Origin of the sequence: Amycolatopsis sp. SB7-3 (genome assembly GCF_041021335.1) — a bacterium.
Lineage (GTDB): Bacteria > Actinomycetota > Actinomycetes > Mycobacteriales > Pseudonocardiaceae > Amycolatopsis > Amycolatopsis japonica.
On the sequence record NZ_JBFPJQ010000001.1, the window covers coordinates 2,666,376 to 2,693,077 of the forward strand.

29 protein-coding genes and 7 tRNA genes are annotated in these 26,702 nt (G+C 68.2%); 20 read left to right on the plus strand and 16 right to left on the minus strand.

What is annotated here, in order from left to right; all coding sequences use genetic code 11:
- Window positions 1-112 precede the first annotated feature (112 nt).
- The gene (locus tag AB8M46_RS13065) at window positions 113-1,150 is read left to right on the plus strand and encodes a beta-ketoacyl-ACP synthase III (RefSeq protein ID WP_394360377.1); all 1,038 of its coding nucleotides are present in this window, start codon (window positions 113-115) and stop codon (window positions 1,148-1,150) included.
- Here AB8M46_RS13065 and AB8M46_RS13070 read toward each other — a convergent pair.
- A complete protein-coding gene (locus AB8M46_RS13070) occupies window positions 1,137-2,615 on the minus strand; it encodes an adenylate/guanylate cyclase domain-containing protein (RefSeq protein ID WP_037336012.1) in 1,479 nt (492 codons plus the stop codon). The genes AB8M46_RS13065 and AB8M46_RS13070 overlap by 14 nt on opposite strands.
- A gap of 84 nt (window positions 2,616-2,699) precedes the next feature.
- On the opposite strand from AB8M46_RS13070, the gene AB8M46_RS13075 reads away from it, so the two are divergent.
- A complete protein-coding gene (locus AB8M46_RS13075) occupies window positions 2,700-3,200 on the plus strand; it encodes an FBP domain-containing protein (protein WP_037333327.1) in 501 nt (166 codons plus the stop codon).
- A gap of 50 nt (window positions 3,201-3,250) precedes the next feature.
- On the opposite strand, the gene AB8M46_RS13080 is transcribed toward AB8M46_RS13075, so the two are convergent.
- Both AB8M46_RS13080 and AB8M46_RS13085 read right to left on the minus strand, forming a co-directional pair.
- Complete coding sequence (locus tag AB8M46_RS13080; RefSeq protein ID WP_037333326.1) at window positions 3,251-4,066, minus strand: class I SAM-dependent methyltransferase; 816 nt, start codon at window positions 4,064-4,066, stop codon at window positions 3,251-3,253.
- 77 nt (window positions 4,067-4,143) lie between these two features.
- On the minus strand, window positions 4,144-4,836 hold the full coding sequence (locus AB8M46_RS13085; RefSeq protein WP_037333324.1) for a FadR/GntR family transcriptional regulator: 693 nt from the start codon (window positions 4,834-4,836) through the stop codon (window positions 4,144-4,146).
- A 74-nt stretch (window positions 4,837-4,910) separates the two neighbouring features.
- On the opposite strand from AB8M46_RS13085, the gene AB8M46_RS13090 reads away from it, so the two are divergent.
- Together AB8M46_RS13090 and AB8M46_RS13095 are read left to right on the plus strand one after the other, a co-directional pair.
- The gene (locus AB8M46_RS13090) at window positions 4,911-5,537 is read left to right on the plus strand and encodes a GNAT family N-acetyltransferase (RefSeq protein ID WP_394360887.1); all 627 of its coding nucleotides are present in this window, start codon (window positions 4,911-4,913) and stop codon (window positions 5,535-5,537) included.
- A 107-nt stretch (window positions 5,538-5,644) separates the two neighbouring features.
- Window positions 5,645-6,406 carry a sulfite exporter TauE/SafE family protein gene (locus tag AB8M46_RS13095; RefSeq protein ID WP_016330744.1) on the plus strand — a complete coding sequence of 254 codons (762 nt, stop codon included), beginning with the start codon at window positions 5,645-5,647 and terminating at the stop codon, window positions 6,404-6,406.
- Window positions 6,407-6,455: 49 nt separating this feature from the next.
- Here AB8M46_RS13095 and hisC read toward each other — a convergent pair whose 3' ends face one another.
- Entirely contained in the window at window positions 6,456-7,511 is a 1,056-nt protein-coding gene (gene hisC, locus AB8M46_RS13100; RefSeq protein ID WP_037333317.1) for a histidinol-phosphate transaminase, read from the minus strand.
- A gap of 97 nt (window positions 7,512-7,608) precedes the next feature.
- Between hisC and AB8M46_RS13105 the strand changes: the two genes are divergently transcribed.
- The 8 genes from AB8M46_RS13105 to AB8M46_RS13140 all read left to right on the plus strand — a co-directional run bounded on the left by AB8M46_RS13105 (window position 7,609) and on the right by AB8M46_RS13140 (window position 14,610).
- Window positions 7,609-8,241, plus strand: a complete 633-nt coding sequence (locus AB8M46_RS13105) for a dienelactone hydrolase family protein (protein ID WP_037333315.1) — start codon at window positions 7,609-7,611, stop codon at window positions 8,239-8,241.
- 48 nt (window positions 8,242-8,289) lie between these two features.
- A complete protein-coding gene (locus AB8M46_RS13110; RefSeq protein ID WP_394360378.1) occupies window positions 8,290-8,769 on the plus strand; it encodes a hypothetical protein in 480 nt (159 codons plus the stop codon).
- 113 nt (window positions 8,770-8,882) lie between these two features.
- Window positions 8,883-9,902: a PPE domain-containing protein gene (locus tag AB8M46_RS13115; protein WP_394360888.1), complete on the plus strand. Its 1,020-nt coding sequence runs from the start codon at window positions 8,883-8,885 to the stop codon at window positions 9,900-9,902.
- Window positions 9,902-10,663, plus strand: coding sequence for an ESX secretion-associated protein EspG (locus AB8M46_RS13120; RefSeq protein WP_394360379.1), 762 nt, complete (start codon window positions 9,902-9,904; stop codon window positions 10,661-10,663). The genes AB8M46_RS13115 and AB8M46_RS13120 overlap by 1 nt, the downstream gene beginning before the upstream one ends.
- 19 nt (window positions 10,664-10,682) lie before the next feature.
- A complete protein-coding gene (locus AB8M46_RS13125) occupies window positions 10,683-12,659 on the plus strand; it encodes an acetoacetate--CoA ligase (protein ID WP_378423667.1) in 1,977 nt (658 codons plus the stop codon).
- Window positions 12,660-12,689: 30 nt separating this feature from the next.
- On the plus strand, window positions 12,690-14,339 hold the full coding sequence (locus AB8M46_RS13130; protein WP_394360380.1) for a phosphatidylglycerol lysyltransferase domain-containing protein: 1,650 nt from the start codon (window positions 12,690-12,692) through the stop codon (window positions 14,337-14,339).
- A gap of 65 nt (window positions 14,340-14,404) precedes the next feature.
- Window positions 14,405-14,494, plus strand: a tRNA-Ser gene (locus tag AB8M46_RS13135).
- 42 nt (window positions 14,495-14,536) lie between these two features.
- Window positions 14,537-14,610: transfer RNA gene (locus AB8M46_RS13140), tRNA-Arg, on the plus strand.
- A gap of 70 nt (window positions 14,611-14,680) precedes the next feature.
- On the opposite strand, the gene AB8M46_RS13145 is transcribed toward AB8M46_RS13140, so the two are convergent.
- From AB8M46_RS13145 to AB8M46_RS13170, 6 genes are all read right to left on the minus strand, one after another.
- Entirely contained in the window at window positions 14,681-15,841 is a 1,161-nt protein-coding gene (locus AB8M46_RS13145) for a hypothetical protein (protein WP_394360381.1), read from the minus strand.
- Window positions 15,842-15,953: 112 nt separating this feature from the next.
- Window positions 15,954-16,028 (minus strand) — tRNA-Cys (locus AB8M46_RS13150).
- A 15-nt stretch (window positions 16,029-16,043) separates the two neighbouring features.
- Window positions 16,044-16,115 (minus strand) — tRNA-Arg (locus AB8M46_RS13155).
- A 3-nt stretch (window positions 16,116-16,118) separates the two neighbouring features.
- Window positions 16,119-16,207: transfer RNA gene (locus tag AB8M46_RS13160), tRNA-Ser, on the minus strand.
- Window positions 16,208-16,220: 13 nt separating this feature from the next.
- A tRNA-Pro gene (locus AB8M46_RS13165) sits at window positions 16,221-16,297 on the minus strand.
- A 35-nt stretch (window positions 16,298-16,332) separates the two neighbouring features.
- Window positions 16,333-16,406: transfer RNA gene (locus AB8M46_RS13170), tRNA-Arg, on the minus strand.
- Between the two features lie 599 nt (window positions 16,407-17,005).
- Between AB8M46_RS13170 and AB8M46_RS13175 the strand changes: the two genes are divergently transcribed.
- The gene (locus tag AB8M46_RS13175; RefSeq protein ID WP_394360382.1) at window positions 17,006-18,181 is read left to right on the plus strand and encodes a YDG/SRA domain-containing protein; all 1,176 of its coding nucleotides are present in this window, start codon (window positions 17,006-17,008) and stop codon (window positions 18,179-18,181) included.
- Here the strand turns inward: AB8M46_RS13175 and AB8M46_RS13180 are convergent.
- Window positions 18,178-18,741, minus strand: coding sequence for a TetR family transcriptional regulator (locus AB8M46_RS13180; RefSeq protein ID WP_394360383.1), 564 nt, complete (start codon window positions 18,739-18,741; stop codon window positions 18,178-18,180). The two genes, AB8M46_RS13175 and AB8M46_RS13180, sit on opposite strands and share 4 nt — an antisense overlap.
- Before the next feature lie 47 nt (window positions 18,742-18,788).
- Between AB8M46_RS13180 and AB8M46_RS13185 the strand changes: the two genes are divergently transcribed.
- Both AB8M46_RS13185 and AB8M46_RS13190 read left to right on the plus strand, forming a co-directional pair.
- Window positions 18,789-19,457: an SDR family NAD(P)-dependent oxidoreductase gene (locus AB8M46_RS13185; protein WP_394360384.1), complete on the plus strand. Its 669-nt coding sequence runs from the start codon at window positions 18,789-18,791 to the stop codon at window positions 19,455-19,457.
- 4 nt (window positions 19,458-19,461) lie between these two features.
- Window positions 19,462-20,355 (plus strand): SWIM zinc finger domain-containing protein, encoded by an 894-nt coding sequence (locus AB8M46_RS13190; RefSeq protein ID WP_037333294.1) that lies wholly within the window; start codon window positions 19,462-19,464, stop codon window positions 20,353-20,355.
- Here AB8M46_RS13190 and AB8M46_RS13195 read toward each other — a convergent pair.
- Entirely contained in the window at window positions 20,352-21,344 is a 993-nt protein-coding gene (locus AB8M46_RS13195; protein WP_037333290.1) for a tetratricopeptide repeat protein, read from the minus strand. The two genes, AB8M46_RS13190 and AB8M46_RS13195, sit on opposite strands and share 4 nt — an antisense overlap.
- A 178-nt stretch (window positions 21,345-21,522) precedes the next feature.
- Here AB8M46_RS13195 and AB8M46_RS13200 point away from each other — a divergent pair, with 178 nt between their 5' ends.
- Window positions 21,523-22,170 carry an HNH endonuclease family protein gene (locus AB8M46_RS13200; RefSeq protein ID WP_369797390.1) on the plus strand — a complete coding sequence of 216 codons (648 nt, stop codon included), beginning with the start codon at window positions 21,523-21,525 and terminating at the stop codon, window positions 22,168-22,170.
- Window positions 22,171-22,198: 28 nt separating this feature from the next.
- Entirely contained in the window at window positions 22,199-22,855 is a 657-nt protein-coding gene (locus AB8M46_RS13205; protein ID WP_037333283.1) for an alpha/beta hydrolase, read from the plus strand.
- On the opposite strand, the gene AB8M46_RS13210 is transcribed toward AB8M46_RS13205, so the two are convergent.
- Window positions 22,833-23,468 (minus strand): nitroreductase family protein, encoded by a 636-nt coding sequence (locus AB8M46_RS13210; protein WP_037333280.1) that lies wholly within the window; start codon window positions 23,466-23,468, stop codon window positions 22,833-22,835. The two genes, AB8M46_RS13205 and AB8M46_RS13210, sit on opposite strands and share 23 nt — an antisense overlap.
- A 55-nt stretch (window positions 23,469-23,523) precedes the next feature.
- Here AB8M46_RS13210 and AB8M46_RS13215 point away from each other — a divergent pair, with 55 nt between their 5' ends.
- The gene (locus tag AB8M46_RS13215; protein ID WP_052120267.1) at window positions 23,524-24,000 is read left to right on the plus strand and encodes a MarR family transcriptional regulator; all 477 of its coding nucleotides are present in this window, start codon (window positions 23,524-23,526) and stop codon (window positions 23,998-24,000) included.
- Here AB8M46_RS13215 and AB8M46_RS13220 read toward each other — a convergent pair.
- The 3 genes from AB8M46_RS13220 to AB8M46_RS13230 form a co-directional block, all read right to left on the minus strand.
- Window positions 23,969-24,394, minus strand: coding sequence for an ATP-binding protein (locus AB8M46_RS13220; protein WP_037333278.1), 426 nt, complete (start codon window positions 24,392-24,394; stop codon window positions 23,969-23,971). The two genes, AB8M46_RS13215 and AB8M46_RS13220, sit on opposite strands and share 32 nt — an antisense overlap.
- 77 nt (window positions 24,395-24,471) lie before the next feature.
- Complete coding sequence (locus tag AB8M46_RS13225; RefSeq protein ID WP_037333276.1) at window positions 24,472-25,245, minus strand: SigB/SigF/SigG family RNA polymerase sigma factor; 774 nt, start codon at window positions 25,243-25,245, stop codon at window positions 24,472-24,474.
- Entirely contained in the window at window positions 25,242-25,658 is a 417-nt protein-coding gene (locus AB8M46_RS13230; protein WP_037333273.1) for an anti-sigma factor, read from the minus strand. The genes AB8M46_RS13225 and AB8M46_RS13230 overlap by 4 nt, the downstream gene beginning before the upstream one ends.
- A gap of 136 nt (window positions 25,659-25,794) precedes the next feature.
- On the opposite strand from AB8M46_RS13230, the gene AB8M46_RS13235 reads away from it, so the two are divergent.
- On the plus strand, window positions 25,795-26,103 hold the full coding sequence (locus AB8M46_RS13235) for a WhiB family transcriptional regulator (protein WP_037315146.1): 309 nt from the start codon (window positions 25,795-25,797) through the stop codon (window positions 26,101-26,103).
- A gap of 214 nt (window positions 26,104-26,317) precedes the next feature.
- Window positions 26,318-26,671, plus strand: a complete 354-nt coding sequence (locus AB8M46_RS13240; RefSeq protein ID WP_016330770.1) for an STAS domain-containing protein — start codon at window positions 26,318-26,320, stop codon at window positions 26,669-26,671.
- Window positions 26,672-26,702: the final 31 nt, after the last annotated feature.

Here is a 26,702-nt window from a genome sequence, read left to right on the forward strand (position 1 = left end):
TGATCGCGCCCCCGCGCGGCGTCGGTCACGCCAGGGGTGAAGGTGAGAATTCTTTGAATTGTGACCCGGAACACAACTGACGGGTCTACTGAATGGTAGCGCTTACAAGTGAATGGCAGACCTCTCATTTCCCCCGCGAAAGGATTTCTTGGTGCCCTCATCTCAGGCGGCCGTTCTCGCCGGTCTCGGCTCTTGGCTGCCTCCTCGCGTGGTGGGCAACGAGGAGATCGCCCAGCGGCTCGACACCTCCGATGAGTGGATCCGCTCCCGGACCGGCATCGCCGAGCGCCGGGTCGTCGATCCGGGGACGTCCACTGTGGATCTCGCCGTCGAGGCGGGACGACGGGCGCTGGCCTCGGCGGGGGAGACCGAGGCGGACGCGGTCGTGCTCGCGACGTCGACCGCCGACCAGCTGTGCCCGGCCAGCGCGCCGCAGGTCGCGACGAAGCTCGGGCTGAACGGTGTCGCCGCCTTCGACGTCAACGCCGTGTGCAGCGGGTTCGTCTACGGGCTCGCCACCGGCGCCGGGCTGATCGCCGCCGGTGTCGCGCGGCGGGTGCTGGTGATCGGCGCCGACGTCTTCACCTCGCTCGTCGACCCGGAAGACCGCGGCACGGTGCCGATCTTCGGCGACGGCGCGGGCGCCGTCCTGCTGCGCGCGGGCGACCCGGACGAACTCGGCGCGCTCGGCCCGTTCGACCTGCACAGCGAAGGCGAACTCGCCGAACTGCTCTGGGTCGAGGCCGGTGGCGCGAAGAACCGCCGCTCGGACGACCCGCGTGACCACTATCTGGTGATGCAGGGCCAGACCGTCTTCCGGCACGCCTGCGCGCGGATGGCCGAGTCGGCGCGCGCGGTGGTCGGCGCCGCGGGCTGGATGGTCGGCGACATCGACCGGTTCATCGGGCACCAGGCGAACATCCGCATCCTGCAGACCTGCGCGAAGCAGCTCGGGCTCGCGGAGGACGTGATGTACTCGAACATCGAGAAGGTGGGCAACACGAGCGCGGCGTCCATCCCGATCGCGCTGGCCGACGCGGCCAAGGACGGCGCGCTCCAGCCGGGGCACCGCGTCGTGATGGGGGCCTTCGGGGCCGGGCTGACCTGGGGTTCGACGCTGCTGCGCTGGCCGGACGTCATTCCGGGCTGAGCGCCGCCCAGGCGTGTGTCGGTTCCTGACGCCCGCGAAGCTCCAGTTCCGCGTACGGCTCCCAATGCGAGCGCTCGCTCTCCAAGGCCGCTTTGAGCACCGCTTCGCTCGCCAGGATCCGGCCGTCGGCGGCTTTCGCGTACTCGGTCAGGCGCGCGGCCTCGTTCACCGCGTCGCCGATGACGGTGTACTCGAACCGGCTGCTGGTGCCCAGCTGACCGGCGAAGACCCGGCCGCTCGCGACGCCGATGCCGAGGTCCAGCTCGCCGGTCTCCTGGACCGCGTCCCGGATCGCCCGCGCGGCCGAAAGCGCGGCCGTCGGCGCGTCCGCGAGCCGGGTCGGGGCGCCGAAGACGCAGAGCGCGGCGTCACCCTGGAACTTGTTGACCAGCCCGCCCCGCGCCCCGACCGCGTGCACCACGCTGGTGAAGAACCGGTTGAGCATCTTCACCAGGTCTTCGGGCGGGGTGCGGCTCGCCAGGGCCGTCGAATCGACGACGTCGACGAACAGCGCCGTCACCTCGCGCACGTCACCCGAAAGGGAGGCGCCGTACTCGAGCGCGTGCCGGGCGACCTCGTCCCCGACGTGCCTGCCGAAGAGGTCCCGCATCCGTTCCTGCTCACGCAGCCCGGCGGCCAGGTCGTTGACCGACGTCTGCAGCAGGCCGATCTCGCTGGAGTCGTCGACCTCGACCACGACCTCCTTGTTGCCGCGGGCGATCTCGTCGAGCGCTATCCGCAGGCGGTGCAGCGGGGTCGCGACGGCCTTCGCGAGCAGGCCCGTCCCGATCGCGCCGACGCCCAGCCCGATCACCGAAAGCATGATCAGGCTCGCGACGTGGTCGCCCTGGCCGAGATCCGGCGGCGTGGCCACCAGCAGCACGCCGAGGAACGGGACCCCGCTCGCCAGCGACCAGGTGACGACCACTCTGGTCAGCACGGTGACCTTGAGCGTCCCCTTCGGCGGCGTCACCTTGAGCGCGATCGTCATCACCGGCCGGGCGACCCATTCCGCGGCGAGATAGGTGAGGCCGACCGTGGTCAGCCCGCCGAGCCCGATGACCAGCGCCATGCCGAGCGCGTCCATCCAGGACCCGAGCACCCGCGCGAGTGAACCGAGCACGATCGTGCCGATCAGCCAGAGCGTGCCGCTCACGATCCCCATGTCGACCGGGAGCCGGAGCGCGCGCTCGGCCTCGGCCTTCGTCGGCGGGCGGCCGAAGACGAACCAGACCGCCGTGCGCCGCTGCAGCCACGCCGTCCACACGGTGCCGACGATCAGCGACAGCGCCACGATCCCGGCCGCGGTGACGCCGAGGATCCAGCCGCGATCGCCGACCTCGCTCGGGAGGCCCTGCAGGAGCAGCAGCAACGCCACGACCCCGGCGCCGCACACACTGGATCCGACGCCGAGCGCGGCGAAGCCGAGACTGGTCCTGAGCACCAGCCGGAACCGGCTCGACATCGTCTTCGCGCGCACCCGGTGATCGTATGACCTCCGGCGGAAAACGGTTCGCCAGTTCCCGGGCGCGGTGGTTACCGTGCGGGTATGGAACCGCTGGGCCAGGACGAGATCAGAGCGTCCTTCGTGAACTGCACCCGAGGCGAGGCCAAGGGGGTCACGCTGCCCGCCCGGCCCGAAGAGATCCCTTGGGAGAAAAGGGAATTCCTCGGCTGGCGCGATCCGAAGGCCGCCGCTCGGGCGTATCTCGTGCTGCCGTACCGCGGGGAGACCGTCGGGCTTTCCCTGCGCGCCGCGCCGCGGCCGAAGGGCCGTGTGCTGCTGAGCAACATGTGCGGCCTGTGCACGACGACACATCCGCTGTCCGACATCGCGCTGTTCTCCGGCCGCCGCGCCGGGAAGCTCGGGCGCGAGGGCAACACGCTCGGCATCTACGCGTGCGCGAATCTGGCGTGCAGCCAGTACATCCGCGGCGAGCTGAAGTCGGACGTGCCGCAGCCGGCGGAAACGCTGTCGCTCGAAGAACGCGTCTCCCGGCTGGAGGACAAGCTGCACCGGTTCGTGGAGCGGGTACTCGAGTCACGCTGACCTCCCCGCGGTAGAACGCATTCAGAGGACTAAATGCGTTCTACCGCGCCTCAGAACCGCATCCGCAGGATCCGCCCCATCTTCTTGAACGCCGGGAACAGCCCCGCGAACCACAGCTGCGCCCGCATCGACCCGGAAAGCCGGTCCTTCACCTCGGGCGTCGCGTAATCCGTCGAATCGAGTTTCGACACCAGCGTCAGCCCGAGCCGCTCCAATTCGGAAATCTCGTCGATGCCCCAGTACAGCGTCGCGTTGGCTTTGCGGACAACGGGATTGAGCTTCTGCAGTTTGATTCCCAGCCTGCTGAAGATGTCGAAGACCATTTCGCCGCCCTGCGGGAAATGCGCGATCAGCCGCCGCAGCAATTCCTCGCCTTCGGACGGCCGCAGGTACATCGTCAGCCCCTCCGCGATCACCAGACCGGGTTTGTCCGACGGGATCTCGTCGATCCAGCCGAAGTCGGTCACCGACGAGCCGATGGTCCGGTAGCCGTCCCGTTCGGGATAGATCCGGGCGCGCAGGTCGACGACCTCGGGGTAGTCGACGTCGAACCACCGCACCGTGGGCGGCGGGTCGACGCGGTACACGCGGCTGTCCATCCCGCAGCCGAGCTGGACGACGGTCGCGTCCGGGTGCTCCCGGAGGAACGACGCGGCCCAGTCGTCCATCGGTTTGGCGCGCAGCGCGACGGTCAGCCCCATGTCGGCGTTCACGCCCAGCGAGGCGAAGTCGTAGTCGATCTGCTTGACGGCCTCGTCGGCGGCCTTGTCGCCGAGGATCGGCCGCTCGCCGCGGGCGTCGAGCGCCCGGCCGTACAACGTGGCGAGCATCGTCGCCTTCTCTTCGGTGAACCGGACCTTCTCCACCGCACACCCCCGTCAGAAGTTTCACAAACTTCTGAAAACAATACTCGCGCGAGGGCGGTCGCGCCATCAAGGAAGCGTTAATCCCCGGAGGTGTAATCGTGGACGTAGGTCTTGGCGTCGAGCAGATGCCGCAAGGTGATCTCCCGCGCGGCCGCCGCGTCCGACCGGCGGATCGCTTCGAGGATCGCGCGATGTTCGTCGACGGCCTTGCGGATCTGCCCCGGAAGCCGCAGCGCCGCCCGCCGCTCCTCGCCGACCAGCGAGAGCACCGAACGCAGCAGATCGGTGACGTCGTCGTTGCCGGCGTTGCCCGCGATCACCCGGTGGAATTCGGCGTCGGCCGCGATCACGCGCAGCATGTCGCCGTCGGCGGCGGCCTGGTCCATCTCGTCGACGGTGCTTTCCAGCCGGGCGAGCACCCGCGGCGTGTGCTCGAGCGCGAGCCGCTCGGCCAGTGTCGGCTCGACGGTGGTCCGCAGGTCGAAGAGTTTCTCGACCAGTTGCTCGTGTTCGGAGAACCAGCCGCGCAACGGCTGTTCGCCGAGGTTCTCGCGGACGTAGGTGCCCGAACCCGGCCGCACCTGCACGTAACCGATGGAATCCAGCACCCGCAACGCCTGCCGCAGCGAACCGCGGCTGATCCCGAGCTGCTCGCAGAGCGCCCGTTCGGCGGGCAGTCTCGACCCGGCGGGGAGCCTGCCCGAGTCGATCATCGTGCGCAGATGATCGACGGTCGCACTCCACACCTGTTCGCGCTCGTCGTCGGCCACGGCCCCATCCTCGCAGGCCCGGCGGGACGTCCGGAATTGTCGGTGCGGGATGTCATCCTGTGCCGATGACTGGGGTGGCAGGGCTGATCAAGGCATGGGTGCACGGCTGGGCGCTCTCCCGCGGCGTCGGGCTCCCCGTCGCCGAGCCGGACGGTTACCGGCTCGACGTCGGGCGCCCGGGGCATCGCGTGCGGTACGTGCTGGCGGGCACCGGATCGGTCGCGAGCCGGGCGCATTCGCTGACCGAGCCCGGAACGTGGTTGAAGGTGAGCGGTTCCCGTGAGGAAGTGGCGAAGACGGTGCCGCCGGAGTGGCAGGTCGGCCCGCCGGAATACCTGATGAGCGCGCCGATCGCGCTGCGTCCCGTCATGGCCGCGCCAGAGCCGTATCGGGCGGAGCTGGTCGGCGACGGCGTCGTCACCGACGTCGTCGTGCGCGCCCCCGACGGTTCGCGCGCGGCCACCGGCCGGATCGCGATCGCCGGCGGCACCGCGGTGATCGATCAGGTCGTGACGGAGCCCGAGCACCAGCGGCGAGGGCTGGGCCGGTTCGTGATGCGCAGGCTCGACGAGGTGGCGGTCGCCGCCGGGGCGGAGCGGGCGGTCCTGGTCGCGACGGAGGAGGGGCGCGCGTTGTACCTGACACTCGGCTGGACGGTCGCCACGGAGATCACCGCGGCCCATCTGCCGGAGGGGAACTGAAGGGTGCCCCGTCGAAGGGGACATAACGGGCTCGTTGAATGTTCGACTAGACACATCCGCAGCGCGAAAGGAGGTAACGGTGCTTAGGGTGCGGACGTGAGTGCTTTATGACGTGGTGGCACGCGGTCGTGATCTTCGTCGCGGGGCTCTGGGCGGGCACCATCAACACGGTCGTCGGTTCGGGCACGCTCGTGACCTTCCCGGTCCTGGTCGCGCTCGGCTATTCGCCGCTGACGGCGACGACCTCCAACGCGATCGGCCTCGCCCCCGGCACGGTGAGCGGGGCGATCGGCTACCGGGAAGAGCTCAAGGGCTACTGGCCCCAGGTCGTCAAACTCGCCGTCGCGTCGTTCTTCGGCGCGATCTGCGGGACGATCCTGTTGCTCTCGTTGCCGAAGGACGCTTTCGAGACCGTCGTACCCGCGCTGGTCGGGCTAGCGGTGGTGCTCGTGATCGTCCAGCCGCGCGTGGCCGCCTGGGTCGCGAAGCGCCGCGAGGAGAACGGGAAGGTCCACAAGATCGGGCCGCTCCTGTTGTTCCTGATCTTCCTGATCGGCATCTACGGCGGATACTTCACGGCCGCGCAGGGCGTGATGATGATGGCCGTGATGGGAATGCTGATGTCGGAGTCGCTGCAACGGCTCAACGGCGTCAAGAACGCCCTGTCCGCGGTCGTGAACATCGTCGCGGGCGCGATCTACGCCTTCATCGCGCCGGTCAGCTGGCCCGTGGTCGCGCTACTCGCGGTCGGGTCGACGATCGGCGGCCAGATCGGCGCCAAGATCGGCCGCAAGCTTTCGCCGAAGGTACTTCGCGGCGTGATCGTCGTGATCGGCCTCGCCGCGATGGTGCAACTGCTCCTCAAGTAGGAAACGGCCCGCACTCCGTCGACGAAGTGCGGGCCGCCCCGAATCCTTGTCAGCGCGGGAAGTCCCCGGCCGCTTCGAGGAAGAGGTCGTTCTCCTCAGGCGTCCCGATGGTCACTCGCGCGCCCTCGCCCGCGAACGGACGCACGATCAGCTTCCGCTCCAAGGCGTGCTCCGCGAACTCCGTCGTCCGCTCGCCCAGCGGCAGCCAGACGAAGTTCGCCTGCGTCTCCGGCACCTCGTAACCCTTGGCCACCAACGCATCCCGGACCCGGGTGCGTTCCGAGACGATCTCCTTGCAGCGTTCCAGCAGTTCGTCGGCCGCGTCGAGCGAGGCGATGGCCGCCGCCTGGGCGATCATGTTCACCGAGAACGCGACGTAGACCTGCTTCAACGCGACGGTGATCGCTTCCGGGGCCACCGCGTAACCCACGCGAAGGCCGGCGAGGCCGTACGCCTTCGAGAACGTCCGAAGCACCGCGACGTTGTCCCTGCCGCGCGCGAGTTCGACGCCGTCCGGCACCTCGGCGTCGGTCACGAACTCCTTGTACGCCTCGTCGAGCACGACGAGCACGCCCGAGGGCACGGCGTCGAGGAAGCGCTCGAGTTCCGCGCGCCGCAGGACCGTTCCGGTCGGGTTGTTGGGGTTGCACACGAAGACCAGCCGCGTCTTCGGCGTGATCGCGGCCAGCATCGCGTCGAGGTCCAGCCCATGCCCGGCCGTGAGCGGCACCTTCACGCTCACGGCGTTCGCCACCTGCGTGACGATCGGGTACGCCTCGAACGAGCGCCACGGGAAGACGACCTCGTCACCCGGGCCGCACAGGGCCTGGATCATCTGCTGGCAAAGGGAAACCGAACCGCAGCCGACGGCGATCCGGTCGACGGACTCGTTCAGCTCGCGGGCCAGCCGCTCGACGAGCGCGGAAGCCGTGATGTCCGGGTACCGGTTGATGCCCTGCGCCGTCTCGGCTATGGCCTGCGCCACACTCGGCAGCGGTCCACCGGGGACCTCGTTGCTCGCCAGCTTGATCGCGCCCTGGATTGTCCGGCCAGGGACGTACTTCGGCAACGATTCGAGATCCGCACGCGGCGAAACAGGTGACATCTTCGGCGCTCCTACGTCTGGGGGACGGCTCCGACACCGTATCCTCCCGCGCGGGCGCAAGCTCCGAATATTTACCTAAGAGTGGTCTGATGGAGGAATGACCCTGACGACCACCGTGGAACATCAGCACGCCGACGGCCACACGCTGCGCCTGACCTTCGCCGAACCGGATGGTGTCGTCCGCGGCGGACTCGTGGTGCTGCATGAGGAGGCCGAAGAGGTCGAAGAGGGTTTGGGCCTGCTCCTGGCCGGTCTCGCCGGCGAAGGCTGGCTCACCGTCACACCGCATCTCGACCGGGACAACCTCACGCAGCAGGACCTGCTCGAAGCCACCGACGCGACGCTCTCCTGGCTCGCGGAGCGCGGTGTCCAAGCGGATCTCGTCGGTGTCGTCGGTTTCGACCTCGGGGGCACGGCCGCGCTGGTCGTGGCGTCGAACCGCAGGCTGGGCGCGGCGGTCAGCGTCGGCGGGCAGGGGGTCACCGGGCTGCCGGTCCTCGTCGAAATCGCGGGACGGCTCACCAGCCCGTGGCTCGGCATGTACGGCGACGCCGGCGACGAGGCCGGAGGTGCCGAGGTCGAGCAGCTGCGTGACGCGGCGGCGACGGCGAACGTCGCGACGAACGTCGTCCACTACCCGGGCGCCAATCATCGCTTCGACGCCGACCCGGACGCCGCCGCGGAGGCCTGGCAGCGCACGTTGAATTGGTTCGACGCCCACCTGCGCTGACCTCGTTCGCGCTAGCATTCCCCTCAAGATGTGACAGGGGAGGGTCGAATGGCACAGTCACCCAAGGTGCCCGTGACGCCACAAGCCGCGTTCGGAGCTTCGGCTCCGGCGCTGGCTCCGGTGGCGGGTCAGATCCGGGACTCCAAGACCGATGCCAAGAAGGGGGCCGTCAAGGTCTCCGAGGACGCCGCCAAGAAACTCGTCGACGCCCTGCTCAAGGCGCGCCAGGAGCTCAACGCGCTGATCAAGGACTCGACGGAGTTCAACGCGCCGCTGAAGCTGGGCGACAACGTCGTCGGGCACACCATGAGCGATCGTTTCCAGGGCGCCGCGAACAAGGGGACCGAGGCGGCCGTGCCCGTGCTCAAGGACTTCGCCAAGGTGCTCAAGGACTTCCAGCTCACCGTGATGGCGGCGCGGAAGATGTACGTCGCCGCGGACGAGGAGGGCCAGGAGCAGCTCGAACGGGTCGCCCGCCGGTTCGACATGGAGGACATCGTCGGCCACGGGCGGAAGGACGAGCACTGATGCGCATCCTGCCCATGCCGTGGCCGCCCCGGGAGCCCGAACCGCAGCCGGGCCCCGAAAGCCTCACCGCCGACATCGACTGGATGAGCTACTCGCATCGTGAGCTCTACGCGATGGTCCACGACGAGCTGGACCTCGCGAGCGCGGAAGCCGTCGCCGCGCAGTGGACGAAGATCAGCGCCTTCCTCGACCGGGTCGGCTCCGAGCTCCGGGCGGCCCTCGCGGCCACCGCCGACGGCTGGACGGGCGAGGGCGCGGACAGGGCCCGCGACGCCGCGGTCAAGCTCGTCGACTGGGCGGGCGAGACGGGCTGGCGGGCGGAAAACGTCGCGAACTGCGTGCGCCGCCAGGCGGACATCGCCGAAACCGCGCGCCGCACGATGCCCGAGCCGCCGGGATACGCGCCGCGGCCCAAGTTGCCGGAGCCGCCGAAGCGGCGTCCGATCCCGGTCTCCGATTCGACGCAGGCCATGTCGACCTCGGCACCGTCGGGATCCGCGTTCGCCGAAGCCGGGCGGATCGTCGCCGAACCCACCGACGAGAGCTCGCAGGATCTGCACCGCCAGGCCGCCGACGTGATGAAGCGGATGCAATTCAGCTCCGGCGAGGTCTACGAGAACGTTCCGAGCTTCACGTCGTACGGCAAACAGCCGAAGATCCTTGAGACGCCCGAAGAACCGAAGCCGAAACCCGAAGAACCGAAGCCGGAGCCGGTCCCGCCGCCGGACGACTCGACACACAGCAGCGGCGCCGACGACGTGGCCCCGATCCAGGTGCGCGAGCCGGTCGAGGCGCCGCGCGCGCCGGGCGCGGGCAGCGGCGCCTACGTGCCACCGCCGCCCGGCACCGTCGGAGGAACCCAGGAACAGCTCGGGCAAGGCGGCCGGTCCGGCGCCGGTGCCGGTGGTTTCGGGCCGTCGGGGCAGCCCGGCCAGCCGGCCGGGACCCGCGCCGCGGCCGCGGGCATGGGCGGCTTCGGCGGTATGCCGATGGGGATGGCGCCTTCGCAAGGGCGGCAGGGCGAAGAAGCGCACAAGGCGCCGGACTACCTCGTCGAGGACTCCGACGTATGGGGCCTCAGCGGGCACGTCACCCCGCCGGTCATCGGCGAGGACCCGAGGAGCGGTCGCTGATGGACTGGATCCGGCTGCATGTCGGCGAGCTGTTCCTGCTCTGGTCGGCGCACGGACGCGACGAACTGCCCGCGGTACTGGAGGTGCCGCACGTCGGGCGGACACCGGAGTTCCGCGCGGAGCTGGTGGCCACGGCGAGCGCGACGCTGTCGGAACGAGGCCTCGGCACGGTGGACGCCCCCGCGCCCGAACTGGTCCGGCTGCTGCACACCGTCGCGAACAGCGAACTCACGCTCGACCTGCGGCTCGACGGGGATCCGGCGTACCGGGCGGTCGGCTGCGTATCGGATCGCGGGGCGGTAGCGATCGGCGTTTCGGGCACCGACGTCGAGCTGGCGGCCCTGCGGGAACCGCTCGTCGCCGCGACGCTGCTGCAGGCCTTGCCGCCGTGCGAACAGGGGCGGGGCCTGTCGGTCAACCTGCGCGTCGACGACTACACGGCCGCGTGCGAAGCGGGAGAACGTGGCGGGCAGCCGGCGTTCTCCGACGTCCTGCGCGACGCCGGACTGCGGGAACCCGAGATCATCGTCATGGTGCGGATCGCGACGCAGCGGATCGGCAGCGGACGGCTCGGCGCGGTCAGGAAGTCTTGGGAAAGCCGCTGGGTGCGCGGAGAGGGTACGTTGACCTGGGTCGACACCCCCGACGGCCGCTACGGGCTCCGGCGCGACCGAGGGTGGCTGACCGTCACCCCGCTCGACGCGTCACGGCTGAAGTCGATGGCGTACGAGCTGTTCACGGGGGCTCGCCAAGCAGGTTAACGAGGGTTAACATCGCGGGGTGACTCACACCGCCGACGCCCCGGAAGTGCTCTGGCGCCCCGAGCCGAGCCGCCTGCCCGACACCAAGATCGACGCGTTCCGCCAGTGGCTGCGCACCGAACGCGGCGTGGAGGTCGACGACTACAACGCGTTGTGGGAGTTCTCCACGCGGCGGGGGCCGGAGTTCTGGTCCGCCGTCGCCGAGTTCCTCGGCGTGCGCTGGCACGAGCAGCCCGGTGAGGTGCTCACCGGTGAGATGCCGAACGCCCAGTGGTTCGTGGGCGGCACGCTGAACTACGCCGAGCACTCGCTCATGCCCGGCGTCGCGGGCGCCGCGAAGGCCGACGACGAGATCGCCGTGATCTTCCACCGCGAAGACGGCCTCTCGTCGCAGCTGACGTACGGCGCGTTGCGCTCCGCCGTCGCCGCCGCGCGGCAAGGGCTGCGCGAACTCGGAGTGTCCAAAGGGGACAGGGTCGTCGCGCTGGCGCCGAACTGCCCGCAGACGCTGATCGCCTTCCTCGCCACCGCGAGCCTCGGCGCCATCTGGTCGTCGTGCTCGCCGGACTTCGGTGTCCGCGCGATCACCGACCGCTTCGCGCAGATCGAGCCGAAGGTGCTCATCGCGGTCAACGGCTATGTCTACAATGGACGGTGGTTCGACAGCCGGTCGACGGTGAACTCGTTGCGCGACGAGATCCCCACCCTCGAAGCGACCGTGCTCGTCGACTACGCCGGCGGCCGCCTCGACGGCACCCTCGACTGGGACGAGCTGCTCGCCGACAACGCCGGCGCGGAGCTGGCCTTCGAGCCCGTCGACTTCGCCCACCCGCTGTGGGTCCTGTACTCCTCGGGGACCACCGGCCTGCCGAAGGGCATCGTCCACGGACACGGCGGGATCACCCTCGAACACCTCAAAGCCCTTGCCCTGCAAAGCGATCTCGGCCCGGGCGATCGGTTCTTCTGGTTCACCACCACCGGCTGGATGATGTGGAACTTCCTCATCTCCGGCCTGCTGACCGGCACCACGATCGTGCTCTTCGACGGCAGTCCCGGCAGCCCGGACCTCAACGTGCTGTGGCATCTGGCCGAGCAGCACCGCGTGACGTACTTCGGCACGTCGGCGCCGTACATCCAGAGCTGCCTGAAGGCCGGGATCAAACCGGCCGAGCGGTTCGACCTGACGGCGTTGCGCGCCTTGGGATCCACCGGCGCGCCGCTGAGCGTCGAGGGCTTCCGGTGGATCGTCGACGAGGTGGGCAAACGCGTCCAGATCTGCTCGGTGTCCGGTGGTACGGATCTGTGCGCGGCGTTCGTCGCGTCGGCCCCGGACGTCCCGGTCTGGCTGGGCGAACTCTCGGTCCGCGCGCTCGGTGCCGCCGTCGCCGCCTTCGACGAGGACGGCAAGCCGGTGGTGGAGACGGTCGGCGAACTGGTGATCACCGAGCCGATGCCGTCGATGCCGGTGTTCTTCTGGAACGACCCGGACGGCTCGCGGCTGCGCGAGGCGTATTTCGAGATGTACCCAGGGATCTGGCGGCACGGCGACTGGATCCGGATCACCGGCCGCGGCTCCGCCGTCATCTACGGGCGCAGCGATTCGACGCTCAATCGCGGCGGCGTCCGGATGGGCACGGCCGAGTTCTACCGCGTCGTCGAATCGTTCGACCAGGTCGCGGACTCGCTCGTGATCGACACTTCGGCGGCGGGCAACGAGGACGGGCAGCTGCTGTGCTTCCTCGTGCTGACCGAGGGCGCGTCGCTCGACGAGGTCGAACCCGCGCTGCGCAAGGAACTGCGCGGAGCCCTCTCGCCGCGGCACGTGCCCGACCGGTTCGTCCAGGTGAGCGAGGTGCCCCGCACGCTCAACGGCAAGAAGTGCGAGGTCCCGGTCAAGAAGATCCTTTCGGGGGTCTCACCTGACCGCGCCGTCAGCCGGGATGCGCTGCTGAACCCCGACGCCCTTGTACCGTTCGTAGAGCTGGCAAGGAGCTGACAGGGGCGGGATTTGGCGGGTGCTTGGCGGGTGGCGGGCGCCACCTCGGTGGCTGTGATCACCTGGGTGACGCGGCTGGCCGGGTTGCTGGCACTGGTCTCGGTGCTGGTCCCGGCCGGGCGGCGCACCCTGCGCGGACACGTCGCCGCCTGGCTGGAACTGCCGCACGAGGCCACGGTCGGCGCGGCGACGGTCGCGCTGGTGACCGGCGTGCTGCTGATGCTGCTCGCCACCGGTCTCAAACGACGGAAGCGCAGGGCCTGGCAACTGGCGGTCGCCGCGGCCGCGCTACTGACGGTGTCGCACCTCGGGCTCCGGCACACCCTCGGCGCGGGACTCGTGTCGCTCGCGCTGCTGATCGCCCTGATCGCGACGCGGCGGCATTTCATCGCGCTCCCCGATCCGGTGACCGGCCGGTGGCGCGCGATCCGGGTCTTCCTGCAACTGACGGTCGCCGGCGTCGCGATCAACTTCGCGCTGCTGTCGGTCGCGCCTGTCGACGCGGGTGTCGGCGACCGCCTGGCGCAATCGACGCTGGCCCTGATCGGCGTGAGCGGCCCGGTGGTGTTCCCCGCGCTGTGGCTGGAAGACCTGTCGGCGGCGGTCGGCCTGCTGTTCGGGATCGGCGCGGTGCTGCTGGCGGCGTACTTCCTGCTCCGCTCGGCCGAACCCGCCCCGGAGCTGACCGACGAGGAGGTCGAGCGGCTCAGGGGGCTGCTGGGGGAGCGGGACTCGCTGGGGTACTTCGCACTGCGCCGGGACAAGTTCGTGGTCTTCTCGAAGTCGGGGAAGGCCGCGGTGACCTATCGGGTGATCGCCGGGGTCGCGCTGTGCTCGGCGGACCCGCTCGGTGACCCGGAAGCGTGGCCCGGCGCGATCGAGGAGTACCTGGACGTCTGCCGGCGGTACGCGTGGACCCCGGCGACGATGGGCTGCTCGGAACTGGGTGCGACCGTCTGGGCCCGCTTCGGGCTCGAAGTGCTGGAGATCGGCGACGAGGCCGTCGTCGACACCGACACCTTCACCCTCGAAGGGCGCGTCATGCGCGGAGTCCGCCAAGCCGTCTCACGCACGAAGCGCGCCGGCTACACCGCGCGGATCCGAAAGGCCGAAGACCTACCGGCCGCTGAACTCGACGAACTCCGCACCCTCGCCGCCACCTGGCGCGGCACGGATACGGAACGCGGCTTCTCGATGGCCCTCGGCCGCATGGGCGACCCGGGCTCGGTCCTCGTGACCGCCGAACACGACGGTCAGGTGCGCGGCGTCCTCCAGTTCGTCCCCTGGGGTGAGAAAGGCCTGTCGCTGGACGTCATGCGCCGCGACCGGACCGCCGACAACGGCGTCAACGAACTGATGATCTCCGAGCTGCTTCTGACGACGCCCGCCCAGCACGTCTCCCTGAACTTCGCCGCCTTCCGCGCGGTGCTGGAACAAGGCCAGCGCATCGGCGCCGGCCCCGTCGCGCGCCTGTCCGCCCGGACACTGCGATTCTTCTCACGCTGGATCCAGATCGAGACCCTCTACCGCTTCAACGCGAAGTTCCAGCCGCGCTGGGTCCCGCGCTACCTCGCCTACCCCGCGGCCCGAGACCTCCCGCGCGTGGGCGTCGCCGTCTTCGAAGCCGAAGGACTCGGCGGGCGCCCATCTGGCCTGCTCAGAGCCCTGCAACGCGTCTAAGGGGGGTGCCTTCCGAGGGGGCCCAGGGGGTGTGTAACCTATTTGAGCAGTGGTCGTTGGGCCTGGGAGGCTTCGCCTAGTCTGGTCTATGGCGCCGCACTGCTAATGCGGTTGGGGGTAACCCCCCCTCCCGGGTTCAAATCCCGGAGCCTCCGCTGGTGCCTGTTCCGGCAGGTGCTAGATTGATAACTGAACAAGCGCCCGTAGCTCAGCTGGATAGAGCATCTGACTACGGATCAGAAGGTCAGGGGTTCGAATCCCTTCGGGCGCACGTCTGGTTGAGACAGCACTAAGGCCCTCCCGTTCGCGGGAGGGCCTTTTTGTCTGTCCGTTGTGGAGCGTTACTGGTCGGCCTTGCGGTGGAGTTCGGCAGCCCTGGCACGGAAACGACGCTTGATGGCGGCGCGGTTGGCTCCGCGGGTTTTCGCCGCATGGCAGTTTGGACACAGCGCGATCATGACGGATGGGTGATCAAGCCCGCTAAGTGCGAGATCGTCGACGTGGTCCACTTCAAGGATCGCCTCACCACCAGGTGCGGTGTCGAAGGGCATGCCTGTGCAGTCGTCGTTCTCGCAGTCGCCGGCCGCGCGGACGAGCACTGCATCACGTACGGCTCGACTGCGGGGATAGAGATTTCGGGTTCCCTTGGTCGGCTTGCGTCCACCGCGACCAGCCTTCGATGACTTGTCGATGAGGCGAAGGTAGTCCTGGTAGGTCTTCTTTCGCTGGCTGCTCGTGGCGTTCTCGGCTGGCGGCTGCGGCGGAGGCGTGTCCTTGATGTCTCCGTCGTCAATGAGCTTGCGCACACGATCCGGCCAAGTGGCTAGCTCCGGGCCGGGGACCGCCATCACTTGGAACGCATACTCGAGACGGAGTTCTTTGTTGTCGTCAGGTGACCACACCTGCGCTCGGCTCAGGATTGCTACCCACGTAGTGAACTTGAAGGTGCCACCTGCCGGTCGGTACCAATACCGCACGGCCTCGCGATTTCTGCGAGCGCTGTCGAGTGCCTTGTTGCCTCGTATGAGCTTTTGGTTGCCCTCGCGCCCCTCACCGCGATACTCGAAGGGGTTTATAGCGTCTGGTGGTTCGTCGGCGTACGGCCCCTCTTCGTCGGAGAAAATATTGAGGACACCGTCGCCTAGGAACGTGGTTATCCCGGCGACCCCGTTGCCGCCAAAGGTGTTCCGGATAGTGGTTCGGTTGGGGTACTCCGCCCCCAGCAGTGGGGGCCATACTCGGGCCGTTGTAGAGCTGGCGAAGCCAAGTCGGCTGAGGCGGCGTGCTGCGGCTTCTCCGGTGAGATCGGAGGCGGGGAGTTTGTCGCGGTCTGGATGCTGAACCTTGTACGCGAGACTGGCGACTTTCTCGGCGTGGTAGTACTTGCCGTCGAGTTCGAGGACGAAGGCGCGAGTGAACCCGGCCCCGGTTACTCCTGGGTCGATGACATCGCACTGTTGTACTGCCGTGAGCACCGCGTCTCGACTCGTGAGCTCCTTCAAGGACACCTGGATACCCCCATTCGAACGTACGTCCGAATGTAGCGCAGGGGCTTGCGGCAGTGGAACTCTATTGCCACCTACGCAACTGTGTCGCCAGATGGTCACTCTGCGGTGGAGACCCACCCGGGAGTCGAACCCGGAGTCCAACGGCTTTGCAGGCCGCCGCACGACCGTCGTGAAGTGGGCCGAGTTGGGATCATCGTGCCCTCGGCAGGAGTCGAACCTGCGTTCCCGGCTTCGGACGCCGGCGTCGTATCCGTTGGACCACGAGGGCTTGCGGAGGATGCAGGATTCGAACCTGCGCGACGCTCTCACGCCGACCACCGTTTTCGGGACGGTTGCCTTACCTGGCTCGGCCAATCCTCCTTGTCGTACTGCTTGGTCGGACGCCCGCGAGTCGAACGCGGTGACTCCTGATCCCAAATCAGGTGGGGTCGCCAGTGCCCCTCGCATCCGTCGACCGGCGTATCCCCCTCCGATACGCCGACCAGTACCCCTGCCAGGACTCGAACCTGGGACCTCCGCATTCGTAGTGCGGCGCTCTGTCCACCTGAGCTACAGGGGTGAGGTGGAGACGAGTGCACGCCTCCACCGGCGCCCGTCCTGGCTGCCTCTTTCGGCGACGGGGACGAGCTTTGGGAAAAGTCTTCTCTTATCAAGGTTCGCGCTGAATAGGCAGCGTCGAGCACCGGCGGAGGAGTTGAACCCCCTGGATACGGTTTTGGAGGCCGCTCCGCTTCCCAAGCTCGCCGATAGGGAATTGTTTTGTGCAGCAAAAAGAGAAGCCGCCCACCAGTTTCCTGATGGGCGGCTCCCTGGCATCACACGCGCTATGGCGTCATGATGGGGAGCCCTTGTCGGTCAGAACTCGCTGGTCAGCTCGGTGTGAGCCTCGCCAGGAACAGGGCGACGGACATACGGCGGTGGGCGCGACGGCTGAATGCCAACGCTGCGCCTTTCGCTCGTGCATGTTCATCATGGCTGCTCCTGTGGTGGGTCGATTGCCCTAACTATGGCTGATGAGTCAACGTAAAGCAATGCTATTTATCAGCCCTGTTCTTCGGGTGGGGTGTGGACCTGTGGGGCACACATGCGACGACGGCGAAGTTGATGTTCGTCCAGTTGAGGGTGTTGCGCTGCCGCAAGTTGGCCTAACGTCTTGTTGTGGGCTTGAAAGACATCTCTCGAGAAGCGGTGCTTGCGGCGATCGCCGAGCACGACGACGTTGGTGCCGAGAACTTCAGGCGTCTGCAGGGTATGACGCGTGCGTCTCGCTACGTAGTGATGCACGAGGGATCGGATTACGACGCAAAAGTGCTCGTGCTGTCAGCGCACCGCGCAGCGGTCGGCGCGGAGCTCGGTGCGGCTGACTTTGGTGCAGGGGAAGAAAAGCTGATTGCCCACTTGGGGCGCCTCGGGTTCGAGTTCAGGAACGTCGAGACTCACCGGCTGGCCGTCGGCGGAGAGGGGTTCGGGGAGATCCCTGGTATCCCTGAGGGGACTACGTTCGTCAACCGGCGAGACGCGTTCGATCGTGGAGTCCACAAGCAGCTTCAGGCTGGCATTTCCGGGAAAGGCGATACTGGAGCGAAGTCCATCGTTGTCTCTGGTGGGTACTCAGACGACAAGGACTTTGGGGACGAGATCATCTATACCGGCCATGGCGGGCGGAGTCCGTCAGGCAAGCAGATTGAAGATCAAAGCTTTAAAGCCAGTGGAAACGCTGCTTTGGTGACAAGCAGTGTTACTGGTGAGCCTGTTCGGGTGATCCGTGGCGCCGACAAGAAATCCTCCTATGCGCCAGATTCGGGTCTTCGCTATGACGGCCTTTACCGGGTTGCCGAGGTGTGGCGTCAGCCCGGTAAGGATGGCTTCATGGTTTGCCAGTTCCGCATGATGAAGCTGGCGATTGGGGCCGTGGTGGCTGCGGAGCCGCAAACTCAGGCGTTGCTGCCGATTCCTGCAGGTAACGATGCTCCCGCCAGGGTGTCTGCCAAGGTGCAGCGCTTGGTTAGGTCCACGCAGGTGGTCAACTACGTGAAACAGGTGCATGACGACGTGTGTCAGACCTGTGGGGTTCGACTTAAGATTGGTGACAAAGCCTATTCTGAAGGCGCCCATATTCGCGGTCTTGGACGCCCACACAATGGCCCGGATGTCTACTCAAATGTCCTTTGCCTATGCCCTAATTGCCACGTGCTGTTTGATTATGGGGCCATGGTGATTAGTGAGGACATGAAAGTCGTCGTGCATGGCGAGGTGGTGAGCGAGTTGCGTCAGCATGTAGACCACCACATTGATAAGGATCATCTCGATTACCACCGAGAGCACTACGCTTAAGACCCGCGCTCAAAGACGCTGGTCAGCGTCTCCCGGATCAACCCCGCCAGATCCGCCTCCCCGTTCGTCTCCGCCCACCGCAGCAGCGCGACATGCGCCGCCCCAAGGCACGCCATAGCCGTAGCCCGCGCCCGAAACTCTTCCTCGGGCGGACAACCGAGCGCGGCCACGATCGCATCGGCCGTCGCGTACTGGCTGTCCAGATGCCGCGCCCGCAGCGCCGGCACCGAGATCATCAGCCGCAGCCGCGCCAGCAGGAACGCCTTCTCCGACGAAGACCCGTGAGCGGCCGTTTCCGAGAGCGCGTGTCCGATCCGCGCGGGCAAAGGCCCAGGGGGCGCGGCAGCGACGGCCGAAGCGGTCACGGGGTCGTATTCGTCGTAGAGGACCAGGTCCTCCTTCGTCGGGAAGTGCCGGTAGACCGTCATCGCCGAGACGCCCGCGGCCGCGGCGACGTCGGCGACGGTGGTCGCGTCGTAGCCGACGTCGGTGAAGAGGCGGATGGCGTGCGTCTGGACAGCGAGCCGGGTTTCGGCGCGCTGGCGGTCTCGGAGGTTCACGTGGTAGACACTATCAAAGTGTTAGTCACTAACATCTGGGGTGCGCAATGAAGACGGCATTGGTGACGGGGGCCTCGCGGGGGATCGGAGCGGCGATCGCGCGGCGGCTCGAAAAGGACGGCATCGAAGTCCTGAGACACGACAGCACCAAGGGTGACTTGTCGACCATGGACGGAGTCGACAAGGCCCTGGAGGGCATCGACAGTCTGGACATCCTGGTCAACAACGCGGCGGCCGCACCGGGAGGGCCGATCGAGACCGACACGCCCGAGGGCTTCGACCACCTGATGGCGGTGAACGTGAAGGCGCCGTACTTCCTCATCCAGCGAGCGCCGCTGAACGACGGCGGCCGCATCGTCAACATCTCGTCGGTCGCCACCAGGATGGCCAACCCCGCGCAGACGTCCTTCGCGATGACCAAGGGCGCGCTCGAGACGATGAGCCGCACCCTCGCCCACCAGCTCGGGCCACGCGGGATCACGGTCAACGTCGTCGCGCCGGGCGCCACCAGGACCGCGGACAACGGCCGGATCTTCACGCCGGAGCTGGAGGCCGCCATAAAGACGCTCACCGCGCGGCAAAGGCTCGGCACCGCGGAGGACATCGCGGACGTCGTCGCGTTCCTCGTGTCCGACGACGCCCGGTGGGTGACCGGGCAGGTCCTCGACGCGAGCGGTGGGTTGTTCCTCGGTCCTCCGGGCCAAGGCGCAGAATAGGCCGGTGACGTGGTTCAGCGAGGACGAACTCCGCAGGCAAGCCGGTGACGTCTCGTTCGCGCGCGGCGCCAAGTACCTGGAGTCGGTCGAGACGCTGGACGACGTCGCGGGCGGGGTGACGGCCGTGGTCAGCGGCACCGACCGGTACACGGTCCGGTTGCGCAACGTCGACGGCGAGCTGGTCGGCGAGTGCTCCTGCCCGCACGCGGCGGACGGCTTCTTCTGCAAGCACTGCGTGGCCGTCGGGCTGCTGGTCCTCGAAGGGGTGGCGGACGGCGGCGCGGCCGACATCCGCGGGTACGTCGAGACGCTCGACCGCGAGGAGCTGGTCGAACTGCTCGTCGGGCACGCGAACGAGGATCCGGTCCTGTTCCGCAAACTCTCGCTCAAGGCGGGCCGCGGCGACCTCGACGCGTTGCGCCGGCACGTCGAGGGAACGTTGCGGTTGCGCGGTTTCGTCGGCTTCCAGGGCACGGTCGCGTACACCGAGAAGGTGCGCGAGGTGCTCGCCACCGCCAGGGAACTCATGGACGGGCCGCTGCTGTGCCGCGTCATCGAGCTGGTCGTGGAGGCGCTGGACTTCGTCGAGGACTCCTTCGGTGTGCTCGGTTCCGAGGTGTCGGGCGCGCTCGCGCTGTACGCGGAAGCCTGCGCGGACACGCCACCGGAGCCCAAGGAGCTCGCGGAGTGGTTGCTACGGCTGGATCTCGACGGTTCCGGCCGCGTCGACGTGAACATCGCGGACTTCACCGCGGGCCTCGGTTTCGAGGGGCTCGCGGTGTTCCGCGCCGGCGTCGAGGAGCGGTGGCGGCTCGACGACGGCGAGGACCCGTATCGCAGCCGCAAGCTCCAGCGGCTGCGTGAGGGGTTCGCGGCGATGCGGAACTGGCAGGCCTAATACCGCTGGCGGTTGCGGTACAGCTCCTCCAGATCCCGTAGGCCCGCCTGGTCGCCGGTGTCGGCGGCCGCGCGGAACCAGTGTTCGGCCTCCTGGAAGTTGCCGTGGTCGGCGGCCAGCCTGCCGAGGTTGGTGTACGCGGGAACGCTGCCGAGTTCCGCGGCCTTCCGGTACCAGGCGGTGGCCTCACCGGGGTCGTTCCGGTCGTTGGCCAGCACGCCGAGGTTCGTCATCGCGGCGGCGTCGCCTCGTTTGGCGGCCTTGAGATACCAGCGTTCGGCGGCGTCGAGTTCGCCGCGGCGGTGCAGCACCAGCCCGAGGCGGACGGCGGCGTCGGGGGCACCGGCGGCCGCGGCCGCGTGGAAACAGCTTTCGGCGCGCGTGAGGTCGCCTCGTTGCTGCGCCTGATGGCCGAGTTTGATCAGCGATGCCGCGTCGGCCTCTTCGCTCGCCTTGCGCCACCAGGGATCCGCTTCGGACGTCCGGCCGGTGTCGCACAGCACCGCGCCGAGCGTGATCATGCCTTCGACGTTGCCCGCCTCGGCGGCCTCGCCCGCCCAGTATTCGGCTTCCTCGAGATCGCCACCGCGGTGCCTCGACCGCGCGAGTTCCGCCATCGCCTCGACGCGGCCTTCGGCGGCGGCCCGGCGCCACCAGTCCTCCGCCGCCTCCCGATCCCCTCGGCGCGCACAGAGATTTCCCAGATGCGACATGGCCTGCGAATCACCGGCGGTCGCGGCTTCGCGGTACCAGCGTTCGGCCTGTTCCGGTACGCCGCGCTCGTTCAGGAGATGCGCCAGGTTGCCCATCGCGACCCTGTCCCCGCCCTCGGCGGCCTTGCGGAACCACGTCTCGGCCCCGTCGAGATCACCACGCTCCAGCGCGGTGGATCCCATCCGTGCCATGGCGATCACGTGCCCGCGTTCCGCGGCCTTCCGGTTCAGATAGTCGTCGACCCGGGTGTTCCATTTACGTTTTTCGGCGCCCACAAGCCCGCTCCTTCCGGCAGCGTCCCTGGGGTAGTCGCTGCTCAAGGCCCCGATGTGACAACAACTACCGGGTGTCATCGCCGTGTCGCGCCCGGTTTCCCCGCGCCGCGCGGCGATACTTGGCGCTCCCCATCCCCCCGTCGAGAGGAACCGCGCGGTGGCCACGCGTACCAGCCAGATGACCACTGCTCAGCGGTTGCTCCTGCTGATCACCCTCGCCGCCGTCGTGCTCGCGGTGTTCTGGTTCGTGAGCGGCAAGGGCGACGCGCTGCAGCCGAAGCCCGCGAACCCGGCGAGCGCGGCCGACGCGCGCAAGCAACTGGACGAGCTCACCGTCGCCCCGCGCGGCTCGATGGACGGCTACGACCGCAAGAAGTACCCGCACTGGGACAACCAGGGGAACAACTGCAACACCCGCGAGTTCGTGCTCAAACGCGACGGCAAGGACGTCAAGACCGGTTCCGACTGCGCCCCGACCTCCGGCAGCTGGACGAGCATCTACGACGGCGAGACCTGGACGAAGCCGACCGACGTCGACATCGACCACATGGTGCCGCTCGCGCAAAGCTGGGTCAGCGGCGCGAAATCGTGGACCGACGAGAAGCGGCGCCAGTTCGCGAACGACCTGACCCGGCCGCAGCTGTTCGCCGTCACCGACAACGTCAACCAGGAGAAGAGCGACAAGGCGCCGGACCAGTGGAAGCCGCCGCTCGTCTCGTTCTGGTGCACCTACGCCACCGACTGGATCACCGTGAAGCACTACTACGGCCTCACGATCACGACAGCGGAGAAGAGCGCACTCAGCGACATGCTCGGTCGTTGCTGATCAGCCCGGTTTCGGGTTGGCTGGGGACATGGCGACCTTCGTACTGATCCACGGCGGTGGCGGCAGCGCCTGGGACTTCCACCTCCTCGAGGCGGAACTGACCGGGCGCGGGCACGACGTCGTCGCGGTCGACCTGCCGATCGACGACGAAAAGGCGGGCTTCCCGGAACACGTGGAAGCCGTCGTGAACGCCATCGGCGATCGCGGGGACCTGGTCGTGCTCGGCCATTCCTATGGGGGCTTCACCGCGCCGCTGGTGGCCGAGAAGCTTTCACCGCGGCTGCTCGTGATGCTGACGCCGATGGTCCCGAAGCCGGGCGAGTCACCGGGGGACTGGTGGGGCAACACGGGTTTCAAGTCCGACGAAAGCCTCAGCGAAGAAGAGCAGTTCTACAACGGCGTCCCCGCAGACATCGTCGCGGAGGCGGGCTCGCACGCCCGGAACCAGGTCAGCGCCGAATGGGGACAGCCGTGGCCGCTGGACAAGTGGCCGGACGTCCCGACGAAGGTGCTCATCGCGCGTGAAGACCGCTTCTTCCCGCCCGAGTTCCAACGCCGGGTCGTCCAGGACAGGCTCGGTTTCGCCCCTGACGAGATCGACGGCTCGCACTCCGTGCCCTTGAGTCACCCCAAGGAACTCGCGGACCGCTTGGAGTCCTACCTCACCAGCGATCCAGCCGCATGACCTCTTCCAGCGGCTGACGCGCGGCGGGCTTGAACGTGTCGCCGGTGTAGAACGCCGTCGGGATGAGTGCGGCCTGGTGCACGTTCTCGGGCAGGCCGAGGATCTCCGCGGCCTCCTTCTCGTACGCGAGGTGCAGCGTGGTCCACGCCGTGCCGAGCGTGACCGCGCGCGCCGCGAGCATGTAGCTCCACACCGCCGGCAGCAGGTTCCCCCACAGCCCGGCCTGGTTCCCGGCGGGCAGGTCCGCGCTGTCGGTCTCCAGGCACGGGATGACGTGTACGGGCACTTCGCCCATCTTGTCGGCCAGGTACTCGACGCTGGAGCCGACGCGCTTCTGCACCTTCGAGCGCTGGGGGTCGTCCGCGAACAGCTTTCCCGCCGCCCGAGGGGAATCCAGGTACTCGCGGCACGCCCGCTGGTAGAGCTTCCCGAGCTCGGCCCGCTGCCCGGGATCGGTGATCACCAGCCAGTGCCAGCGCTGGGTGTTCGACCCGCTCGGCGCCTGCAGCGCGACCTGCAGGGCGTGTTTGACCAGTTCGAGAGGCACCGGCCGGGTCAGGTCCAGTCGTTTGCGGACGGTCCGGGTGGTCGTCAGCAGCTCTTCGGGCGTCATCTCAGAAGTATGTCGTTATGATCCGCTGGTGGGGAGGCCGCCGCGCGAACGAGGGATGGGCACTTTGCTCAGGCACGTCCTCGACGTGACCGAAGCGGACGTCTCCGCGTTCTTCGAGGACATCGGGCTGGGGGACTACCGGCCGCGGTTCACGCCGTTCGTCCGCGCGATCGTCGCGCACGGGCCGCTGCCCATCCGCGACCTCGCCGCCGAAGTCGGCGTCACCCATTCCGCGGCCAGCCAGACCATCGCGCAGATGGCCCGTCAGGACCTCGTCTCGCTCCGGCCAGGGACGGACGCCCGGCAAAGGATCGTTTCGCTGACCGAGAAGACACTCGGCCTGATGCCGACGCTCGAAGCGGAATGGGCGGCGACCAGCGCCGCGGCCGCCCAGCTGGAAGCCGAACTGCCGTACCCGCTCAGGGAGGTGCTTGTCGCCGCCGTCGAAGCGTTGGAGCGGAAATCGCTCCGAGAGCGCATCGCCGAGACGGACGCCGCGCTCAAGCTGAAGCGTCGGCTCGAGCAAGACTGAACACGGCCCAGACGTACTTGCCGCCCGAGCAGAGCTCGTGTCCCCAGTCGTCGGCCAAGGCGTGCACCAGCTGAAGACCGCGGCTGCGCGCCGCCATCGGCGACGGCTCCTTCAGCTTCGGCCGGTTCGTACCGGAGTCGAAGACCCGCAGGGTGAGCCTTCCGTCGGAGTATTCGACTTCGAGCCTGTCCGGCTTCTCTCCGTGCTCGAAGGCGTTCGTGACGAGCTCGGAGGTGGCCAAGAGGACGTCGTCGACTTCCGGCCCGTCGAGGCCGAGGTTCCCGAGAGTCGTCCGCACGGCCTGTCGCGCGACGGCGGGTGCCGTCACATCGACCGGCAGGGGCAGGGAGACCACCGGCAACGAGCCCTCCGATCGCGTCTTGGACATCGTCATGGTTCCGCACCTCCCCTCACGAGAGACTCCCAGATCCGCTGTTCGCCTCCCTGATACCCACAAGGGCCGAGGTCGAATCAGACTCCGTCGGTGAGTTCCGTCTCGGTCAATCCTTCACGCAGTTTCTTGAGCGTGGCGGCCAGCAGCCTGGACACCTGCATCTGGGAAACGCCGACCCGGCGCGCGATATCCGACTGGCTCATCCCGGACCCGAACCGCAGCGCGACGATCTTGCGCTCCCGATCAGGCAGCCGCTCCAGCATCGGCCGCAGCGCTTCCCGCAGCTCCGCCTGGCTCAGATTGGCGTCCGCCTCGCCGAAGCGGGTGTGCGCCGAGTTCTCCAGGAGGTTGTCCAGCGAGGCCCCATAGCGGCCTTGGCCAGCCCGGAGGCCCTCGTAGACCTCGTCGATCGGGACGCCGAGATGCGCGGCGATCTCACTGGGTTTCGGCGCGCGCGAGAGCCGGACGGTGAGCTCCTCGCGCACGGCCGAGATGTTCGCGTTCAGCTCCTTGAGCCGCCGCGGCACCCGGACCGACCAGCTGTTGTCACGGAAGTGATGCCGCAGCTCGCCGGAAATGGTGGGGACCGCGAAGGCCAGGAAGTCGCTGCCCTGACCGGGATCGAACCGGTCGACGGCGTGGATCAGCCCGATCGTCGCGATCTGGACCAGATCCTCCATCGACTCGTCCCGGTTGCGGAACTTGCGCGCCAGATTGCGCGCGAGTTCGAGATGCGCGCGCACCAGCTCGTCCCGCAGCGCCTCGCGCTCCGGGGCGTCCGGGGGCAGCGCGCACATGCGCTCGAACAGGACCGGGACATCCGCGCCGTCTTGCCCGACGGGTTCGGTCACGGCCGGGCCGCCTCGCTCTCCCGGACGAGTTCCACCCTGGACAGGTAGCCGCCGTCGGCCGGGGTGACACTCCGCCGCGCGGACGTCGCGAGCGCGGTGAGCAGCTGCCAGGACAGACCGGTCTCGTCGTCGGGTTCCGGGGAGTCCGAAAGCACCGAGACGGTCACCTCGATCCGCCCGTCCTTCCACGAGAAGACGCAGGTCAGATGGCCGTCGGCGGCCGAGGGGAGCAGCATGGAGCACGCCTCGTCCACCGCCATCCGGAGGTCTTCGACGGCGTCCAGATCGAAGTCCTGGCGCATCGCGATATCCGCGACGATCGTACGGAGGGTGGGTACCACGTGCGGTACCGCGGCCGTGCGTACCTCGATGAGTTGAGCGCCCTCCCCGCCGGGCGGGGTGTTGTCCACCACGTGTGTTCCTCTCTCGAGCTGCGCTGCCGCTCCGTCAGATGCCCTGGGTGTGAGCAAACCAAACCCACGTTTGAGCCGTGCAGGGGGCGGGCATGTAACCGGCGACAAACGATCTCCTTGGAAGGCGGGGACCGACATGGCTGACGTGAGCCGGCTGCCGAACGTGGTGGCGGAAGAGTGGGACTGGCAGCTCCGTGGGTCGTGCCGAGGCGCGGACAGCAGCTTGTTCTTCCACACGGACAACGAACGCGGTTCCGCCCGTGAGCGGCGCGAATCGCGCGCCAAGGCGATCTGCCAGACCTGCCCCGTGCTGGCGCAGTGCCGCAAGCACGCGCTCGCGGTGCAGGAGCCGTACGGCATCTGGGGTGGCCTCGGCGAGATCGAGCGTCGCGAGCTGTTCCTTCGTGAACGCCGCGCCGGGCGCAAGGCCTTGACCGCGCATTGAGCGCGCCCCGGGCACCGGTCGGCGACGCGCACGACGGCGATCGTGGCGCCCCGTCCGTACTGGGTTAGGGTTGGGACTGTCGTTGCGGGGACAGCCACGCCTACCCGCCGAAGAAGAGCGTGCGTCCGTGTCCGGACTGGGCGCGGCCGTCGCTTGAGACCACAGGCGCGTTCCGGCGCTGAGCGTCGGTTCTCACCTGATGAGGAGAATGTGCATGCCCGCAGCGGACCAGAACACCACGCCGCCCGGTTTCAGCATCACGCTGGACGCCGACGCGTCTGAACCGCGTGTGGTGGTGACCGGTGAGCTCGACCTGCTGACGAGCCCGCAGCTTCAGGAGACCCTCGGGGCCCTGATCACGGACAAACCGTCCGGCCGGGTGGTCGCCGACCTGACCGGCGTGACCTTCTTCGACTCCTCGGCGCTGAACGTGGTGCTCCAGGCGCAGCGCCAGGCCGCCGAGAAGGCGGTCGAGCTCGAACTGGTGCCCAGCCCCCAGGTGAGCCGCGTGATCGAGCTCACCGGCGTCGCCGAGCACCTCAGCGTGTCGGAGGAGCCCCCCGCCTGATCCCCCGCTACGGTCGTGGGCTCGTGATCCG